General features: G+C 41.6%; 16 protein-coding genes. 13 read left to right on the top strand and 3 right to left on the bottom strand.

The window, feature by feature from the left end; translation table 11 throughout:
- Positions 1-74: 74 nt before the first annotated feature.
- Positions 75-1,073 carry a LacI family DNA-binding transcriptional regulator gene (locus I6N95_RS23255; protein ID WP_209531943.1) on the bottom strand — a complete coding sequence of 333 codons (999 nt, stop codon included), beginning with the start codon at positions 1,071-1,073 and terminating at the stop codon, positions 75-77.
- Between the two features lie 164 nt (positions 1,074-1,237).
- Here I6N95_RS23255 and I6N95_RS23250 point away from each other — a divergent pair, with 164 nt between their 5' ends.
- A complete protein-coding gene (locus I6N95_RS23250) occupies positions 1,238-3,469 on the top strand; it encodes a helix-turn-helix domain-containing protein (RefSeq protein WP_209531941.1) in 2,232 nt (743 codons plus the stop codon).
- Positions 3,470-3,561: 92 nt separating this feature from the next.
- Here the strand turns inward: I6N95_RS23250 and I6N95_RS23245 are convergent, their stop codons facing one another.
- The gene (locus tag I6N95_RS23245) at positions 3,562-4,443 is read right to left on the bottom strand and encodes a carbohydrate ABC transporter permease (protein ID WP_209531939.1); all 882 of its coding nucleotides are present in this window, start codon (positions 4,441-4,443) and stop codon (positions 3,562-3,564) included.
- Positions 4,444-4,829: 386 nt separating this feature from the next.
- Between I6N95_RS23245 and I6N95_RS23240 the strand changes: the two genes are divergently transcribed.
- The 9 genes from I6N95_RS23240 (at position 4,830) to I6N95_RS23200 (ending at position 14,548) form a co-directional block, all read left to right on the top strand.
- Positions 4,830-5,762: an ABC transporter permease gene (locus I6N95_RS23240; RefSeq protein WP_209531960.1), complete on the top strand. Its 933-nt coding sequence runs from the start codon at positions 4,830-4,832 to the stop codon at positions 5,760-5,762.
- A 78-nt stretch (positions 5,763-5,840) separates the two neighbouring features.
- Positions 5,841-6,443: a YesL family protein gene (locus I6N95_RS23235; RefSeq protein WP_209531937.1), complete on the top strand. Its 603-nt coding sequence runs from the start codon at positions 5,841-5,843 to the stop codon at positions 6,441-6,443.
- Positions 6,444-6,558: 115 nt separating this feature from the next.
- Positions 6,559-8,073 (top strand): extracellular solute-binding protein, encoded by a 1,515-nt coding sequence (locus I6N95_RS23230; protein ID WP_209531935.1) that lies wholly within the window; start codon positions 6,559-6,561, stop codon positions 8,071-8,073.
- Between the two features lie 86 nt (positions 8,074-8,159).
- Positions 8,160-9,293 (top strand): glycoside hydrolase family 88/105 protein, encoded by a 1,134-nt coding sequence (locus I6N95_RS23225; protein WP_209531933.1) that lies wholly within the window; start codon positions 8,160-8,162, stop codon positions 9,291-9,293.
- A gap of 2 nt (positions 9,294-9,295) precedes the next feature.
- Complete coding sequence (locus tag I6N95_RS23220; RefSeq protein ID WP_209531931.1) at positions 9,296-10,645, top strand: glycoside hydrolase family 28 protein; 1,350 nt, start codon at positions 9,296-9,298, stop codon at positions 10,643-10,645.
- A 2-nt stretch (positions 10,646-10,647) separates the two neighbouring features.
- Positions 10,648-11,541, top strand: a complete 894-nt coding sequence (locus I6N95_RS23215; RefSeq protein WP_209531929.1) for a dienelactone hydrolase family protein — start codon at positions 10,648-10,650, stop codon at positions 11,539-11,541.
- 4 nt (positions 11,542-11,545) lie between these two features.
- Positions 11,546-12,514 (top strand): pectinesterase family protein, encoded by a 969-nt coding sequence (locus tag I6N95_RS23210; RefSeq protein ID WP_209531927.1) that lies wholly within the window; start codon positions 11,546-11,548, stop codon positions 12,512-12,514.
- A gap of 1 nt (position 12,515) precedes the next feature.
- A complete protein-coding gene (locus I6N95_RS23205; protein WP_209531925.1) occupies positions 12,516-12,980 on the top strand; it encodes a DUF4064 domain-containing protein in 465 nt (154 codons plus the stop codon).
- On the top strand, positions 12,977-14,548 hold the full coding sequence (locus I6N95_RS23200) for a glycoside hydrolase family 43 protein (protein ID WP_209531923.1): 1,572 nt from the start codon (positions 12,977-12,979) through the stop codon (positions 14,546-14,548). The genes I6N95_RS23205 and I6N95_RS23200 overlap by 4 nt, the downstream gene beginning before the upstream one ends.
- Positions 14,549-14,917: 369 nt before the next feature.
- Here I6N95_RS23200 and I6N95_RS23195 read toward each other — a convergent pair whose 3' ends face one another.
- Positions 14,918-15,121, bottom strand: a complete 204-nt coding sequence (locus tag I6N95_RS23195; protein WP_209531921.1) for a hypothetical protein — start codon at positions 15,119-15,121, stop codon at positions 14,918-14,920.
- Positions 15,122-15,443: 322 nt separating this feature from the next.
- Here I6N95_RS23195 and I6N95_RS23190 point away from each other — a divergent pair, with 322 nt between their 5' ends.
- The 3 genes from I6N95_RS23190 (at position 15,444) to I6N95_RS23180 (ending at position 19,059) form a co-directional block, all read left to right on the top strand.
- Entirely contained in the window at positions 15,444-17,036 is a 1,593-nt protein-coding gene (locus I6N95_RS23190) for an ABC transporter substrate-binding protein (RefSeq protein WP_209531919.1), read from the top strand.
- A 210-nt stretch (positions 17,037-17,246) separates the two neighbouring features.
- Positions 17,247-18,209 (top strand): ABC transporter permease, encoded by a 963-nt coding sequence (locus I6N95_RS23185; protein WP_209531916.1) that lies wholly within the window; start codon positions 17,247-17,249, stop codon positions 18,207-18,209.
- Positions 18,202-19,059, top strand: coding sequence for an ABC transporter permease (locus tag I6N95_RS23180; protein WP_209531915.1), 858 nt, complete (start codon positions 18,202-18,204; stop codon positions 19,057-19,059). The genes I6N95_RS23185 and I6N95_RS23180 overlap by 8 nt, the downstream gene beginning before the upstream one ends.
- Positions 19,060-19,072 lie beyond the last annotated feature (13 nt).

Raw genomic sequence — 19,072 nt, 5'->3', positions numbered from 1 at the left:
TGCACACGTTAACATTTTATGCTAAAGGATAAAAGCTCATAAGCTTACGAGCTTTTATCGCAAAGTACCACAGTTTAATTGAGTTGAGCAACTGAGTCGCGGATAATCAGTGAGGTGTCCACAAAAATTTGTTCCGCCGGTAAGTCCCGTTTTTGCATCAGTTGAATCAACTTTTCTGTACCAGTTTTACTGATGAGATCAATCGGTCGGCGAACGGTCGTTAAAGCAGGGGTGGTGTATTTGGCAAACATAATATCGTCAAAGCCAATTAAGGAGATCTCTTCAGGAATTCGTTTACCTGATTGATAACAGGCGTTGATAGCGCCAATGGCCATATCATCGTTGGAGCAAAAGACTAGCGTAGGAGGGGTTTTTAATGACAATAAGGCCGTCATTAATTGAGCGCCACTTTCGCTGCTATAATCTCCTCGAACAAGATAATCAGGATTGATCGGCATCCGATGAGCGACTAAGCTATCGATAAACCCCTCTTTACGTTCACTGGAAGACTTGAACCCCGCCTTGCCTTCAATGATACCAATCTGTTGATGTCCCTGTGCAATGGCGAAATCAATCGCTTGCCGGACACCTTGGCGGTCATTGGCGACGACGTTTAGCAGGCTGGCATCTTCTAATTGGCGATTGAGAACTACCAGCGGAATCTGTGCTTGTTTGACATGGTAGATAAAGCCGTTGTCGGCATCGCTTTGACTCATGACAATAATGCCATCAAAACGCTGAGCTGTGATGGATTCGATATGTTTGATATCATCGATGCCATTAACTGAAAAATGATAATTGTCGTCAATCACTTGATGTATTCCTTTGATGACATCGGCTAAAAAACTAGCAGAGGTTCCCTGATCAATACTGGAGAAGAAGAGGCCGATCGTATAAGATTTTTTCATCACTAAACTTTTGGCGCTATAGTTAGGCACGTAGTTGAGTTCCAGTGCTATTTTTTTTATTTTGTCTCGTGTCTCCTGTTTGATCAGGGGATTATCATTGAGGGCACGAGACACCGTTGTATGGGAAACCCCCGCCACTTTGGCAATATCTTTAATGGTAACCATGCTTTTCCTCATTTCCTTTTGAGTCTGTTAACGATTTCATTCTATCGAGTAAAATCAGGTATGTCAAGCTTTTTATTTAATGCACACGTTAATTATTTTATTGACTTATGAATTGTGAAACCGCTATAATATAGATGGCTACACATTTAGGGAGGAACACAGAAATGAAAAAAGCGAGTTTGTTTTTTAAAATATTTTTACCTTTTCTCGTCTTAGGGGCAATCTTAGTTGGCGGTTTTAGCTATTATATCTATGTCACGACTCGAGCGACTGTGGTGGAACGGATGGTGACATCTAAACAAAGTTATATTAAACAGACAAAAAATAATCTGGAACAAAAAGTTCGGACCGTGGAATATGCCTTCAACGCCTACAGCAATACGAGTTCATTTGAGCAAGTCTTTAAAAGTCCGATGACGGAAAAAGAATTTAAGCAGTTTAGTGAAGTTAATACACAGCTCAACTACATCTCCTCTATGGGAATGGAAGGAACGTCTTATAGCTTGATCAGTTTAGAACAAGCTTGGAAAATTCGCGATGGCAGTTTGACTCATTTTGATGAGGCTGAAGGTAGGCGCCTTCGAGAGAAATACATTGAACATCAAGCTCAGAGTATCTTTTGGTTGCGCACGAAAACGGGCATTCAATTTGCCAATACCTTGCCGATGTTTTCAACGGCTAAATATGCCATCGCTTTGGCAGAAATTCCCAATCGAACGTTGGACAGCATTATTACCAGTAGCGAATTTGACTCGCCGGTGGTTATTCTGGACAAGCAAGGTCAGTTGATGTACGGCCAAGAAAGTCTTTTTTCAGCAGATGAGATTCAATTGATTTTGGCCGAAAGCGAAGCGGCAGATGCTGGTGTGATTGAATTGGGCGCCACTAAAGGGCAGCAAGTTTTTTTTGCCAAGTCAGATTATAACAGTTGGTTATATGTGACCGCCTTGGCCGAAAGTGACATCAATAGCGCCATTCGAACAACGAAATATGGCTTGTTGGCTTTGACATTAATCTTGGTGATTCTCGTCGCGCTAGTGTCCTATGTCATTGCAAAAACCTATACTAGACCGATTCGGCGAATTCAGGATAGTTTGGCGATTGATGGAAGGGGTGCGATCCACCACAATGAATTTGAGTCAATCTCTCATTCCATCGATTCGATCTTAAATGAAAAGGCAACCTTATCGACTTTTATCACCAAGGAAATGCCCCAACTGCAAACACAATTTATTTTGAATTTATTTCGCAATCGCATGACAGAAGATGAGTTGGCCGTTAAAATGGCGCAATTTCAGTACTCTGATGATTATCAAGCCTATCAAGTGATGTTGATTCAGTTGGACAATTTAGGCAACCGTGATACGACGACGAAAGACATCATGTTGTTGACAATCAATAAAATGGTGGAAGAAATCATTCCAGCTAATTGCCGCTTGTTGCCGATTATTTTAAACGAAGAAACCCAAGGCACGATTCTGATGTTTAGAAGTCGCGATGAGCAAGAAATTCGCAAGGAGGTGCTTCACTACAGTCAGTTGATTATGAGTGAGGTCAAAGAACATTTGAAATTATCGATTAGTATCGGACTGAGTTCAATTTATGCAAATTTATTAGAAAGTAAACGAGGCTGTGATTTAAGTAAAGAAGCCTTACATTATCGCTTGAATTTAGGCAAAGAATCAATTATCTTTTACGAGGATATCTCCAGTCTTATTCAGGAACCAACATTGACTCAATATCCTGTGGAGTTGGAAACGCGCTTGTTTGATGCGATTCGCATAGGAGATGAGGAGCAAGTCGTTGAAAACTTGTATCCCTTGCTTGCCAGCATTTTTAAGCATAATAAAAACCCTGTCAACTTTGAAATAGCGATTATTCGTCTAGTGAATGATTTGATTCAACTCGGTCAGCTTTTGGGGACAGATGTTTTGACGACAGAAAAAAATCAGGCCTTATACCACCGAGTTCTCAGTGAATACAACCCAGAAGAAATCGAACGGATCTTAGTGGAGCAAGTTATTTATCCAATGGTACGGGGCATTAAGGCTAAAACTAGTGAACAGTTTAAGGGGATTTCTGAAAAGATCATCCATATTGTGCGGGCGGAATACGATCAAGATATTTCGTTAGAGTCAATTGCTGATCGCCTGCATTACAATCCTAACTATCTCAGCAGTATTTTTAAAAAGGAGTACGGCATTAATTTTGGCGAATTTTTGATGAACTATCGTTTAGATATGGCCAAAAAGTGGCTCGTCGAGTCAGATTTAACGGTCAAAGACATTGCTGAAAAGCTGCAATACCGCAATTCTCAAAATTTTATTCGCTTCTTTAAAAAGAAAGTAGGGACTACACCAGGAGATTACCGTCGTGCCATTCGTCAAACGAAATAAGTTTGGTGGTAAAAAGGCACCAGATTTGATTCAAATCTGATGCCTTTTTGACTGTCCTGAAATGTCTCCAACTTTCGTTAAAGGTTTATGAGCTAACCTTTAACTGAGCCAACCAGGGCCCCTTTCACGAAATACTTTTGAACGAAAGGATAGGCGACTAACATTGGTAAGGTGGCGACGACAATTACGGCCATCTTAATGGTTTGAGCCGGTGGGATAACGTCAACTGAAGTACTCTCGGCTTGCATGCCACTTGAGACGATGACGATCTGTCTTAGTAGGACTTGAATTGGCCATTTTGTGGAATCGGTAATATAAAGAACGGCATTCATATAAGTGTTCCAGTAAGCCACCGCATAAAAGAGTGAGATGGTGGCAATTGATGGCAGGGCTAGGGGTAACATGATTTTGAAGAAAACCCCAAAGTCATTGCAACCATCCATCTTAGCTGACTCTTCCAGACTATCCGGTAAGGCTTGAAAAAAGTTCCGCATGATAATCATGTTAAAGGCATTCACGGCCACAGGTAAAATGAGTGACCAGTAAGAATTAATCAATCCCATGTTTTTCACTACTAAGAAAGTGGGAATCATGCCGCCACTGAATAACATGGAGAAAATGACCACAAAATTCAACGTGCTTCTGCCGATTAAATATTTTCGCGATAAGCCATAGGCCATAAAAGCTGTCAAAATCATACTGACTAAGGTTCCTACTAAGGTCACCCCAATTGAGACACTCAACCCTTTAAAAATTGTTGGTGTTGATAGAATGTACCGGTAGGCATCGAGGGAAAAGGTTCGGGGAATTAGGATAAACTTCCGCGCCACCACCTCTTGGGTTGAAGCAAATGAACTGGCAATGACATTAATGAAGGGGAGCAAGCATGCAAGTGCGATGATAATTAAAATGGTGCCATTGGCAATAGAGAAAATTCGATTGCCTAGTGATTCTTTTTTTCTTGATTGTTTCATTATTTTACCTCCAATGTATAGTAATTTATAAGACTCTTCAACCATAACAAGCTATCCTGATAACGTAAATAATCACTTTTTGATGTCTTGAATTTGTTTGAAAAACAGGCCATAATCATCGCTTGTGAAAACAATCAATAACTTAGGTGGTGGTATTTAATCCCTTGACATCAAAGGGTTTGTAAACGGTATCAGATAATGATTATATACGGAATGCGGTGGCAAGGATATGATGAGAGAGTAAAAATTAACTGAAAAGAAAAATTGATAAGTCGAGTGACTGAGTGACTTCATTGAGTGGAGCCTGCCAAGGAAACTCGGCAATCGAAGGAGGAAAAAATTTGGAAAATGACTCAAGTGTCGGCGTCACTCTCGATTCAAAAAAAATGCTGAAATTTGATAGACAGAAGCGATTGAAAAAAAGATTGTCGCAGATGGTTGTTAACAAATACCTGTACGTGATGATTTTACCGGGATTGCTTTACTTCATTATTTTTAAGTATTTACCGATGGGTGGCTTAATTATTGCTTTCCAGGATTATCAGCCTTTCTTAGGTATTGCAGGGAGTCCCTGGGTCGGTCTTAAGCATTTTATTAGGTTGTTTACTGAACCAACTTTTTTTATGTTGTTGCGAAATACCCTTGTATTATTTGGCATGAACATCTTAATTTTCTTTCCACTGCCAATCGTTGTTGCCTTAATGCTTAATGAGGTTCGTCACAAAATGTTTAAAAATACGATTCAAACATTGATTTATATCCCACATTTTATGTCTTGGGTGATTATCGTGTCAATCTCGTATGTCTTTTTAAATGTGGACGGTGGCGTATTAAATGAATTGATCAGCGCTTTAGGTGGGGAAAAAATTAGTTTCTTAACCTCCCCTCAATGGTTACGGACCGTCTATATTGGTCAGATTATTTGGAAAGAACTCGGGTGGTCGACGATTATTTATCTCTCAGCCATTACGGCAGTGGACACTCAGCTTTATGAGGCAGCTGATATGGATGGCGCAGGCCGCTTACGTAAAACTTGGCATGTGACCTTGCCTGCTATTCGACCAGTCATTATTACTTTGTTGATTTTGAAAATTGGCAGTACCTTAGATTTAGGGTTTGAACATATGTACTTACTCCTGAATTCATTAAATCGGGAAGTAGCGGAAATATTTGATACCTATATCTATACTGCCGGGTTAAAAAATGGCCAATTGAGTTATAGTACCGCGGTGGGAATGTTTAAAGGCGTGGTCGGTCTAGTGCTCGTCATGGGCTCTAACAAATTAGCCAAAAAAATGGGAGAAGATGGCGTTTATTAAGGAATTTGTCATCCCATGATCGGCTATTTCGTTTATGGCAGTGGCGGTTTTGAGGGGTGAAAGTAAAGGAGGAAAGGGATGCTACAATCAGTAGAAATAGTCAATCGGTGGTGTTTACGACTACTAAAATTAGTTTGTCTCAATTTTATCTGGATGGGGGTCACACTGATCGGCTTAGGCGTTTTTACAATTGGACCAGCCACTTATGCGATGTTTAGCCTGATTCGTCAATGGGTTAGAGGGAATGAAGATCAACCTCTTGTTTCAACGTTTATCCGTTACTTTAAAGAAAATTATCGGGAATCGGTGCTAGTCAGTTGGTTGTTAATTGCTGGAGGGATTATTTTGGTAGTCGATTTACTGCATATCAGCTCATGGTATTTACGTGTTGTGATATGGATTGCCGTCTTTTTTTACCTGATTGCCGCGATTTACATTTTTCCTACGATGGTTCACTATAATTGGAAAAGTTTTCGATTGAAATTGAAAATGTCTTTTATTTTAGGTTTTTCCCATTTACAGTATACATTGGTTCTTATTGTGGTAATTAGCTTAGTGACCCTTTTAGTAGCCAGTATCCTGCCATCAATTGTCACGTTTTTTGGAATTAGCGTTATCGCCTATCTGATTATGTGGACTGCGAATCAGGTCTTTCAGCGAGTCGAACAAAAAAATATTTAAATTGAGATGAACGTTTAGCCTTGATAAAAGGGCAACTATTTGAAAGGGTTGATCGCTAGTTACTAATTGTTAAGACAAGCAGTAGCATCAACCCTTTAAGAAGGAGAGAAGTAGTATGACAAAAAATTGGAAAAGATTACTGATCGTGACGCTATGTGCAACGGCCTTATTAGCGGCTTGTAGTGGTGGTAAGGAGAAGGAGGCAGCAGCAGGCGGCACGTATGATGAAAATGCTGCAGCTGAAATTAGCTGGTTAAATATTTTACATACAGCCTCACCGCCAACGGATACGATTACGAATAAACTTCAAGAAAACACGAATACGACGATTAAGTTTTCCTGGATTCCAGATGCCTCAAAAGAGGAACGCATTAACACCTCACTAGCATCAGATTCTTTGGCTGATATGGTGACATTGACGATGATGGAAAATTCATCTGTTAGGAATGCACTCAAATCAGGCATGTTTTGGGAAGTTGAAGACTATTTAGATGATTACCCTAACTTAAAAGAAATATCGGCTGAAATGAGAGCTTCGGCTTCGATTGAAGGAAAGCTTTATGGGGTTCCTTTCCAAAAAGATTTAGCTCGTAACGGTGTGGTGATTCGTCAAGATTGGTTGGATAAATTAGGGTTAGACGTTCCCACCACCACCGATGAGTTAATGGCTGTGGCTAAGGCCTTTACCTTAGATGATCCTGATGGCAATGGGAAGGCCGATACGACAGGTTTTGTTGATCGCAGTGATCTGATTTATGGAGCGTTTAAAACCTTGGGATCTTATATGGGCGTGCCGAATAAATGGGCAGTCGATAAATCCGGAAAAATGACCCCAGAATTTGATACTGAGGCCTATGTTGAGACCATGGATTACATGAAAGAATTATACGATAATAGTTTTATCAATAAAGACTTTGCTGTAACGGCTAAGACTGACCAACAACAAAACTTTGCTCAAGGAAAAGCTGGTATTTATGTAGGGGCGTTATTTGATTCGAAAAACTTATTAAATATGGCAAAAGACATTCAAGATGGCATGGAATTAGTGTTGGTCAATAATATCACCTCGACTGGCAAGGAAGAAGATCGTGCTATTTGGGCGGGTAACAATGGCATCGGTGGTCTGCTGTCCTTCCCGAAATCAGAAGTTAAGGATGAGGCCGAATTAAAACGGATTTTGAAATTTGTTGATGACTTAATGACTGAAGAAAGTTATGCCTTAATGACCTATGGAGTTGAAGACGTCCACTATACAGTGGATGACGATCGTGCTGCGACTATTACGGATACTCCTCTATGGCAACAAGAGGTTCAACCTTTTGCTTCATCACGCCCGAATGAAACAGGTTTTGAGATTCACGATGCGGATCCGCTAAAACAGGAGGCGGACCGATTGATTGCTGAAAATGCGGAATTCGCCGTTATGAATCCCGCTTACGCCTTAGAATCAGAGACGAATACGGCACAAGGGTCTGAATTAGAAAAAATTGTGACAGATGCCACTTATAAATATATTTTAGGTGAAATTAAATTAGCTGATTTTGAAAAAGCGATTGAAAACTGGAAAAGCTCTGGTGGTCAAACGATTATTACCGAATATGAAGCGGCATACAAAGAACTCAATAAATAAATGGCTGCAAGTGAAAGTCCTTTCCGTTGGCTATGCGACTGAAAGGACTTTTTTCTCAAACAAAACCCAAAAAGGAGTCACTTATCATGACAGAAATTAACTGGTCGATTAAGACCGCCGATTCAATTATCGAAAGAACCCCTAAGTTATATGAGGATAAAGGGTATCACGGAAAATGGTCTTACGACTATGGGGTGGTATTGAAAGGTTTTGAAGCTATTTGGCGCGCTACCAAGGATCCCAAGTACCTGCAATTTATCCAAGATAATATGGACTATTTTATTCAAGCAGACGGCAGTATCCGCGGGTATGAGGTAGGCGAGTACAATATTGACCACATCAATAATGGTAAATTATTGTTTACCTTGTATCGTGAAACCGGTCAAGAAAAATATCGCTTAGCGGCGGATCTATTAAGGTCTCAGCTAAAGGAGCATCCGCGTACTTCTGAAGGGGCCTTTTGGCATAAAGAAATCTACCCTTATCAAATCTGGCTCGATGGTTTATATATGGGGGCACCTTTTTATGGGGAATACGATTTGACCTTTAATGAAGGCAAAGACTTAGAAGATGTTATCAAGCAGTTTATTCTTTGTGATCGGCATACGAGAGACCCAGAGACTGGTTTATTATTTCACGCGTGGGATGAAACCAAATCTCAACCGTGGTGTGACCCGGAAACGGGCTTATCGGAAAATTTTTGGGGGCGTTCTCTCGGATGGTATGTGATGGCTCTGGTTGATATGCTGGAAATTTTACCGGAAAATCATTCAGGACACGCGATACTCAGTGCTTTTTTAGTTGATACTCTTGTAGCTTTGAGACCTTATCAAGATGTTACGGGTGTTTGGTATCAAGTCGTCAATCAAGGTCAGCGCAAGGGCAATTATCTGGAAGCCTCGGCCTCTAGCATGATTACGTGCGGGATGGCCAAAGGCATTCGTTTAGGTGTCTTAGATCAGAGTGACTGGCAACCGACGTTAGAGAAAGCTTATCAGGGGCTCATTGAAGAATTTATTTTGTTGACCAAAGAAGGCTGGGTCAATTTAAATAAAAATTGCCAGGTGGCTGGGCTTGGTGGGGCTGACCAACGTGATGGTACCTATACCTACTATATCAGCGAGCCAATTATCGTCAACGATCAAAAAGGGGTCGGCGCATTTTTACAGGCCACAGCCGAGTATGAACGTTTAATCACTCAACAAAAGGCAGGGAAATAACCATGAGAAGTTATGTTATCACCGATTTTGGCGCTATATCAGATGGTCAAACGCTGGCAACGGAGGCGATTCAAAAGGCGATTCAAGTCGCCGTTGAAGCGGGAGGTGGTCGGGTTGAAGTCCCTGGGGGTACCTATAAAACCGGATCGATTCGGTTAGCCAGTCAAATTGAGTTACATCTGCAACCAGGGGCCGTCTTGTCATTCAGCGATAATCCAGAGGACTATCCAATTGTTGACTCTCGCTGGGAAGGGGTGACTAGAGCCGTCCACGCTTCGTGTATTTACGGAGAAGATCTCGAAAATATCGCCGTCACTGGCACTGGTAAACTGGAAGGAAATGGCCAATTATGGTGGGATAAGAAGCGCAATCGACCTGAGGAATTAAGCTATCCCCGTCCTAAGTTGATTAGTTTTGAGCGCTCCAATAAGGTTTTGCTTCGTGATTTACAACTGGTTAATTCGCCGTGTTGGACAGTCAATCCGATTGGTTGTCAAAATGTGACAGTGGACAACCTCTCAATCCTCAATCCTGCTGACTCCCCTAATACGGATGGGGTTAATCCTGAGTCTTGTCAAAATGTTCGCATCAGCAATTGTCAAATTGATGTTGGCGATGATTGTATTGCCATTAAAGCGGGGACTGAAGGAACGGTTGAGCGCATTCCTTGTGAGAATATCACCATCACAAATTGTACGATGGTTCACGGGCATGGTGGGGTTGTGATCGGCAGTGAAATGAGTGGTGATATTCGCAATGTTACGATTAGTAACTGCGTTTTCCAACAAACAGATCGGGGAATCCGCTTAAAGTCTCGTCGGGGTCGTGGCGGAATCGTGGAAGATATTCGGGTCAGCAATGTGGTGATGGACGAGGTTCTTTGCCCCTTTATCTTAAACTTGTATTATTTTTGTGGCCCTGGCGGCAAGGACCAATATGTTTGGGATAAGCGGGCATACCCGATTACCAACGAAACACCTCAATTTAGACGGATTCATTTTGCTCATATTACGGCTCGGAATGTTCATGCAGCGGCAGGTTTTATCTATGGATTGGCGGAGCAATACATTTCCGAAATCAGTTTTGATGATATTGCGATTTCCATGGCGGAAGCGGCGATTCCAGCTCGTCCTGCCATGATGACTGGTATTGAGGAAATGGCTAAAAGTGGTTTTTATCTAGGCAATGTTCGGGATATTCGGTTTAACCAAGTGACGATTGACAACCATCAAGGGCCAGCTTTTTATGTGGAAAATGGTGAGGAAGTGACTTTAAGAGACTGTTATTCCAGACACACATTAGTTCCAGAAGAATTGCTTAAAGAAGTTACCCTTGATCGGGAAAGGGTCTGAAGATGAGTGATACCCGCTTACGATTAAAAAGATTACTAGGTGATGTGCCAGCGTTCAGTGATATTTCTGGAAGCTCGTTAAAAACAATCGAGTTTGACGGGTATCAGTTGGAACATTTAGTGTTAGCGTTAAACGGCATCGAATCAGTGCCAGCTTTATTAGCTAAACCACTTAAGGGGCCTGCAAAAGTGCCAGTGGTGATTTATCAGCATTCTCACGGTGGTAATTACAGCTTAGGGAAAAGAGAGTTGATCGAAAGTAGTGACTATTTGCAAAAGCCATCTTTTGCCAAAGCGCTGACCGATATGGGCTTTGGGGTCTGCGCCATCGATCATTGGGGCTTTGGTGAGCGAAGTGGGCGCAAAGAAAGTGAAATCGTTAAAGAGATGTTACTTAAAGGACAAGTGATGTGGGGCATGATGCTCCACGACACTACAGCACTAATTGATTATTTGGAAACGCGAGATGATTTAGAGACCTCCCAGTTAGCGACAATTGGCATGTCCATGGGAGGTTTACAAAGCTGGTGGAGCAGTGCCTTGGACGATCGTTTGAAAATTACCATCGATCTCTGTGCCCAAGTCGAATTTCAGCATTTGATTGCGGCAAATGGCTTGGATCATCATGGTTTTTATTATTATGTACCAGGGCTGTTAACGCATCTTACCACAGTGGCTATTCAAGGCTTAATAGCACCTCGTAGTCGTTTGTGTCTAGTGGGAAGTCATGACCGCATGTGCCCCTTAAGTGGTGTAAAGGAATTGGATAACCAGCTAACTACTATCTATGACAGGCATGGTGGGCGCTGGGAAACTTATTATAGCAGTGCAGGACATCAAGAAACTTTGGCTATGCGCGTGAAGTGGCAGGCATTTCTAAGCCAAGAAATGAGGTAAGGCAATGATTGTTGTCGGACAGACTAGTGGATGTCACTTTCAAACCATTCAAAGTGCCATTGACTACTTAGAAAAGGAGTTGGCAGAAACGACCCTTTACATATTGGCAGGTGTTTATGAAGAGACGGTGACCATTTACCGTTCTGATTTACGGCTGATTGGGTTGGGGCAAGTGGAGATTCGCATGTCACATTTTGCAGAAGAATGGTTGAATGGTCAAAAACGTGGCACTTTTTGGACGGCCACCTGTTACTTGGGTGGTCGGAATGTCTGGCTAGAAAATCTGACCATTGTCAATGAGGCGGGACCAGGAGAAGTGGTCGGTCAAGCTATAGCCCTTTATGCTGATTGTCATGAAGCGGTCTTTAAAAATTGCCGATTTAAGGCCCATCAGGATACTCTTTGTACCGGACCGTTACCTGATTGGCAGAAAAATGGTCGCCCATTTGAAGGCCCCTCTATTGGCAAATCGTTTGAAAACTATGATCAGTATTATCTAAACTGTTATATTGAAGGAACGGTTGACGTTATTTTTGGTGGTGCCACAGCTTATTTTGAAGCGTGTGAAATAAAAAGTTTAACGCGCATAAAGCCGACAGCGAGCTATTTGACAGCGGCCTCAACACCAAAAGAAACAGCTTTTGGTTTGATCTTTGATACGTGCTTTTTCACAGCGCAAACTGGTGTGGCAGAGGTTTATCTAGGTCGACCATGGCGACCTTATGCTAAAACGATGTTAACAAATTGCCAGTTAGGGGATCATATTGCTGAGAAAGGTTGGGATGATTGGGGCGAGACAAGTAATCAACAAAGTGTTCAATATACAGAGTATGGCACTATTCAGAAGGGTTATCTAGCGACAAACCGTGTTCCTTGGAGCGGGCAAGTTAAAAAGAGGGTTAATTTTAAGAAGGAACAGATATTTAGAAATAAGCTATTTTGGAAAAGGTGGCAAGCAAGAGAAGAGGGATGAAATGACAAGAAAATTAGAAGTAGTGATGAGCCTGTTAATAGGAATTTTTAGCCTGGTTTTTTTAGGTGGCTATGCGTTAACGATGAGTCAACTCAATCAAAATCAATTTGAAAAAACGCTATATTTAACATTAGGTGAAGCAGTTTCGGCTAAAGGGCCAGTCCAAGCTTATACCGAGCTAAAAACCTTAAGCGTTTGGTTGGGAATGACGCTGATTTTAACCTTATTAGGCTTAGTCATCAGTAGTTATTTAATTGGCCATAATCGCCGACCTAAAATGGCCGCCATCGCTTATACATTGACAGGTTTTATCTTATTGGTCGGCTCACAACTATTAGCTTATCCACTTGCGTTCGTTTGTTTTATGTTAGCGGCGTTGTCTGTTCTAAGAAAAGATGGCGGACATCCCAAAGTATTAAAAAGGCCTATTAGTAGAGTTAGAGAGAAGGGAAATAGTCAATTATGACAAAAGCTATTATCAATAATCCAATATTAAGAGGGTTTAATCCAGATCCTAATATATTAAAAGTCGGCAGCACTTATTACATTGTTGTGTCTTCATTTGAGTGGCTGCCAGGAATACGACTTTATACCTCACAAGATCTGGTCAACTGGCAACATCAAAGTGATTTATTAACAACTCAAATTGATTTACGCGGCAACCCCTTAAATGGAAGTATTTGGGCACCGCAATTAAGTTATCATGATGACCAGTTTTATTTGGTTTATACCGATGTAAAAAGTACGAAGCGTCCCTTTAAAGATGCTCACAATTATCTGATAACAGCGCCAACCATTGAGGGGCCGTGGTCAGCGCCTGTCTATCTCAATAGCAGTGGCTTTGATCCCTCATTTTTCCATGATGAGGATGGAAAAACTTGGTTGTTAAACGAGATTTGGGATTATCGACTGGCAACGCCTAATAAATCTGCTGGAATTGTGATTCAAGAGTACGATCAAAAGACACAATCGTTAATTGGGAAAGTCTCTAAAATCTTTGCGGGGACAACATTAGCTAAAACAGAGGCGCCTCATTTATATCGGCACAATGGCTATTACTATTTACTAACAGCCGAAGGCGGCACGGGAAAAGGTCATGCCGTAACGGTCTGCCGCTCGCAAGCGATTCTCGGTCCCTATGAACTGGATCCAAACTATCCGATGTTAACTGCTAGTGATAAACCAGATGCTGCTTTACAATGTTCGGGGCATGGTAGTCTCGTGCAAACGGAATTAGGCGATTGGTATCTGGTCTATTTATGCACGCGTCCCCTTTTAGGGAAAGCCGCTATTTTAGGGCGTGAAACGGCTATTCAAGAAGTTTACTGGACAGACGAGGGGTGGTTGCGACTGGTTAGTGGTGGCAATGGCCCAGAACAACAAACGACAATCAAGACTTCTAAGCCTGTGCTGCAACTGATTGATACTAATTTTAGGGATGAATTTAACGGTAAATTAGCCAAGGAATGGAATACACTGCGGCTATTAGCGGATGACAGTTGGTGCAATACAGCCAAGCGTCCAGGCTATTTACGGCTGACAGCTGGCGAATCGATTCAGTCATTATTTGAACACCACTTACTGGCGATTCGGCAAAAAGATTTCAAATTTTCAGCCACGACGACTTTGGATTATCAGCCTAGGACTTATAATCAAATGGCTGGTTTGATGTTGTATTTAAATGATGGCAACTATCTCTATGCTTATTTGACCTTTGATGAAACTGCTGGCAAAGTCATTCGGTTAATTCGCTGTCAGGACAATATGCCGACATTATCGGCGATAAAAATTCCTGTAGGGGAGCAAGAGGTCTCTTTTAAAGTAGAAGTGGACGGCCCCGTAGGGAAATTTTTCTACCGAGAGTCAGAAAAAAATCACTGGCAGGAGATAGCCGAACCACAAGACTTGCTCTTTTTAGCAGGCGGCTTTACAGGCAACTTCGTCGGAATTGGTGTCCATGACATGGATAAAAAAGCTGGTTCGTATGCTGATTTTAAGTATTTTGAGTACTGCGGATGGGATAATAGAAAGTAAAAGAGAACACAATTTTTGGTAGTTTATCAATTAATGTGGATGACCAAAATTTTGTCAAACAAAGTGGTTTTAAACAACTTCACCGATGGTCGTGAAGTTGTTTTTTTGTAGGTTGTGAGTTATCGGAAATATCGTTATGTAAAAATGACGTATCAATTTATGGTTTCCATGCAATCCCTTCATGAGTCATGGTGCAAAAGTTGAATTTGTCAATAACATTTAAGGGGAGAACTACTGCAAAATAGAAACAGCTAGGTACCTATACAAGTCCTAGCTGTTTTTATTTTGATATAGAACGTACCTGATGTTAATCTCAGTTAATCTACTCGTTGGATCAATAGAATGGCTCAGCTTACACTGGATTTTTTATCAAGGGTTAGTTGGAGAGTCTTTGGCCTGCTGCTGAATTAAGAAATCATGTAGGACTAAATAAAATGCTTGATCACTGGGTTTAGGACTTTCTGTGGCTAGTTTAGCAAAGGTGTCAATGAGATCTTCCTGGCTATATTGAGCTATGAGTTCTTTTAATTGGTTGATATCACATTGTTTGGTTGATTTTGGGTGTTTAGTCATTAAAATCCCTACTTTCTCAGATTATTATAGCTCCTTTTTTGATAAAAATAAAGGCGCAAGAGAAAAGCTAAGCTTATCTTTGAAAGTCATTTTCCTCCTTACGCTGAGTCACTAATTGTGAGTCGATTAAGGTTGTCATGCTTGGGAGGAAGAATATTGGGGAACGTCTTGTATGGGGGAGATGTCTCAATAATCTTTAGAATCCTTCAGTTACGTTTTTTTATTAGAAAACGGTTGCAAAAAGGTAGCTTCTCTGATAAAATTCTCATTATATAATTCTTTATATGAAAAAACATTTCAATAAATGAAAAGGAGGAGTGTTATGAAGAGAAATGTATGGAAAGTTATTGGATTGTTAGGGCTATTTCTTTTTTTAGCAGGATGTGCCACAGAGAAAGTGGCGGAAAATGGAGGGAAGTCAAACAAAGAAAAGTCAGGGACAGGTGGTGAACTAAAAGTGGCGTTATCCGCCAATATTGCCTCGCTAGATCCGACGACGTACACCGCACAGTATGAATCGAATGTCATGCGGAGCATTTATAATACGCTGCTTGTTTACGATTCAGACATTAAAGAATTTAAGCCATCATTGGCAACCAGTTGGGAAATTTCAGATGATTTGAAAACTTATACATTTGTCTTGAGAGATGATGTTTACTTTCAAAAAGGGAAGTATCAGGATGGTAGAAAGATGGTGGCAGAAGATGTGAAATACTCTTTGGAGCGATCATTGGAAACCTCTGCTTTAAATCGTTTGCGTTATGTTAAAAATGTTGAGGTGAAGAGCGATACGGCGTTAACGGTGGAGTTGGAAACGCCTTATGCGGGTTTTCTGGCCATGTTAACCGATATGGGAAATGTGATTGTTCCTCAGGAAGAGGCTGAGGGGTGGGGCGATGATTTTGCCCGTCATCCAGTGGGGACCGGTCCTTTTTCATTTGTGGAATGGTCGACAGATGACTATGTGTTGACGGAGCGCAACGAGACTTATTGGGGAGATAGACCTAAGTTAGATACGGTTCGCTTTAGCTTTATCATTGACTCCAATATGATGGGCAATTCGCTACAAGCAGGGGATATTGATGTGGCTACGTCTATTTCGGGTCAAAATATTCCTCTAATAGAAAAGAATGAGTCACTTTCATTGGAAAAGACTCAAGGACTCTCAATTGGTTATTTATCCTTCAATACGGTTGAAGGACCTACTGCCGACGTGAAAGTCAGAAAAGCGATGGCTTTGGCGGTTGACAAAGATGAGTTGGTCAAGGGGATTTATCAGTACGGCGAGGCATCGTCTGCCTACTTACCGTTGCCGAAAGCTTCTTGGGGGTATAGTCAAAAAGTTGAGGCCCAAATGAAAGCCGAGTTTGCCACCGATATTGAGGCAGCTAAGGGTCTTTTAGCAGAAGCGGGCCATAAAGAGGGGTTTAAAATTGAGTTGTATACATCGGAAGCCCGTGTGCCAGTGGCGACGATTTTTCAGGCTCAAATGAAAGCGTTGAAGATTGATGTTGAGATTAAATCTGTTGAATGGGGAACCTTTAGTGATATCGTGGCAAATGGTAAAGCCCCGCTTTATATTATGGGTTGGAGCTGGTACCCAGATCCTGATTTCTTCCTATATCAAATGCTGCACTCCGCTCAAATCGGCTCATTAGGAAATGGTGGTCAGTATAAGAATGAGCAAGTTGATGAGCTTCTTGATCGAGGAAATTCTGAGACGGCCGATGAGCAAGAACGAGCGGCGATTTATGAAGAGGCTCTTGAGTTAATCAAGGAGGATGTTCCCCATGTTGATTTGTATGATCAAGATATTATCGTCGGTTTAAGTCAAGATGTTAACGGTTACAAAGTTCGGGCGGATGGTTCCATCATTATTGTTGATGATGAAACTAATGTCTGGTTGGATCGTTAAAGCAATAATGAGTAGAGTGAGTTGCTTTTAAGTCTGTCAGGTGAAACGTCTAGTTTTGATACTGAGATAGTCAGATCAAGGCTAGGCGTTTTATCACAGCCTGCTATAGAAGGGGCAAGAGTTGGCTCAGGAGTCTAGGATGAAGGAGCTCATGACCTGACTTTATAGCAGAACAAGTTTAGGAAATGTTTCAACTAAGGAGGAAGTATATTGCTTAAATACATGTTAAGACGTTTACTTGACCTGATTCCCACATTGTTTCTAGTTATGGTGATCGTGTTTATTATTACTCGTTTAATTCCAGGTGATCCTGCTAGCACGATGTTAGGGCCTCAAGCCAGTGTTGAGGAAGTGGCTAAATTAAGACGTTCTTTAGGATTAGATCAGCCTTTATTAACGCAGTTTCTTGACTATTTAAGGGGCTTATTGCGGCTGGATTTAGGCACTTCTTTCGCTTATCGTAAACCGGTGATCGATTTAATTTTAGAGCGTCTGCCAAACACGTTAATACTAGCGGCCTTTGCATTGGTTGTGTCGCTATTTTTAGGGGTTAGTTCAGGGCTTATTTCGGCTGTTAAACGGGATACTGCAGTGGATTATTTTTTTACCGTCATTTCTTTGGTCGGGGTCTCGATTCCGGTTTTTTGGTTAGGCTTAATGTTAGTGTTGCTTTTTAGTGTGACGTTGGGCTGGCTGCCAGCAACAGGGATGGGAGATCTGCGAAACGGTTTTAGCAGTTATTTTTCTCACTTGATTTTGCCAGGATTGACTTTAGCGACGATTCCAATGGCAAATTTTTCGCGGATTACTCGTTCCAGTATGTTGGATGTCTTGAATCAAAATTACATAAAAACGGCTAAGGCCAAAGGCGTCAGCTCCTTTGGGATCGTGGTTAAGCACGGGTTTAAAAATGCGGGCACGCCGATTTTGACGGTTCTGGGAATGCAATTGTCTTCGATGTTAAGCGGAGCGGTCTTGACGGAGACAATCTACAGCTGGCCTGGAATGGGGCGATTGATCGTCGATGCGATCAACCGTCGAGATTTTATCGTTGTCCAAGGGACAGTCTTATTTTTAGCATTGCTGTACGTCCTTATTAATTTACTAGTGGACCTATTGTATAAAGTGGTCAATCCAAGGGTCAGTTTGGAGAATGGGGGAAATGATGTCTGAAAAAAATCGGTTTCTAGAGTTTATCAAAAAAGTCTCTCAAAATCGTTTGGCGTTGTTAGGTATGATCGTGGTGGTTCTGTTTGTCTGTTTGGCCATCTTAGCACCGGTTATTGCCCAATTTGATCCTAATAAAATCGATACGACTCAAGCTTTCTTAGGACCTGGTAAAGGAGGGCACCTACTGGGAACGGATAATTATGGTCGTGATTTGCTGGCGCGAATGTTATTTGGTGCCCGAATTTCCTTAATTGTTGGAGTTGGTGCTGTGGCGATTGGGGGAACGATTGGCATTGTTTTAGGTCTAGTGGCTGGCTATTTTGGGGGGCTGATTGATTCAGCGATTATGCGTGTGATGGATGCCCTGTTTGCTTTTCCTTTTATTTTGTTGGCGATCACGTTGATGACCGTTCTTGGTTCTGGTTTGATGAATGTGATTGTCGCCATTGCTGTGGGAAATATTCCAGGGTTTGCCCGGATGATTCGCGGGCAAGTCTTAAGTGTCAAGGAGGAGGATTATGTGGAAGTGACGGAGTCTTTAGGGGCTACTCACAGTCGGATTCTATTTTTGCATATTTTACCAAATTGTTTAACGCCAATTATTGTCTATGCCACGATGAATGTTGCGGGGGCGATTATTTCGGAGGCTGCCTTAAGCTTTCTTGGCTTAGGCATCCAGCCACCCCAAGCGTCATGGGGCAATATGTTGAAAGAAGGGAAAGACTTTTTGATTGTTTCCCCTCACATTGCGATTATTTCTGGTTTGGGCATTCTCTTATCGGTGTTGGGGTTAAATTTGTTTGGCGATGGTTTGCGTGATGCCCTAGATCCCCGAAATAACAGGTCAAAATAATGAGGAGAGGTTA

It is taken from the genome of Vagococcus allomyrinae, assembly GCF_017829975.1.
Taxonomy (GTDB): Bacteria; Bacillota; Bacilli; order Lactobacillales; family Vagococcaceae; genus Vagococcus_D; species Vagococcus_D allomyrinae.
This window is presented reverse-complemented; position numbering and strand designations above follow the sequence as displayed.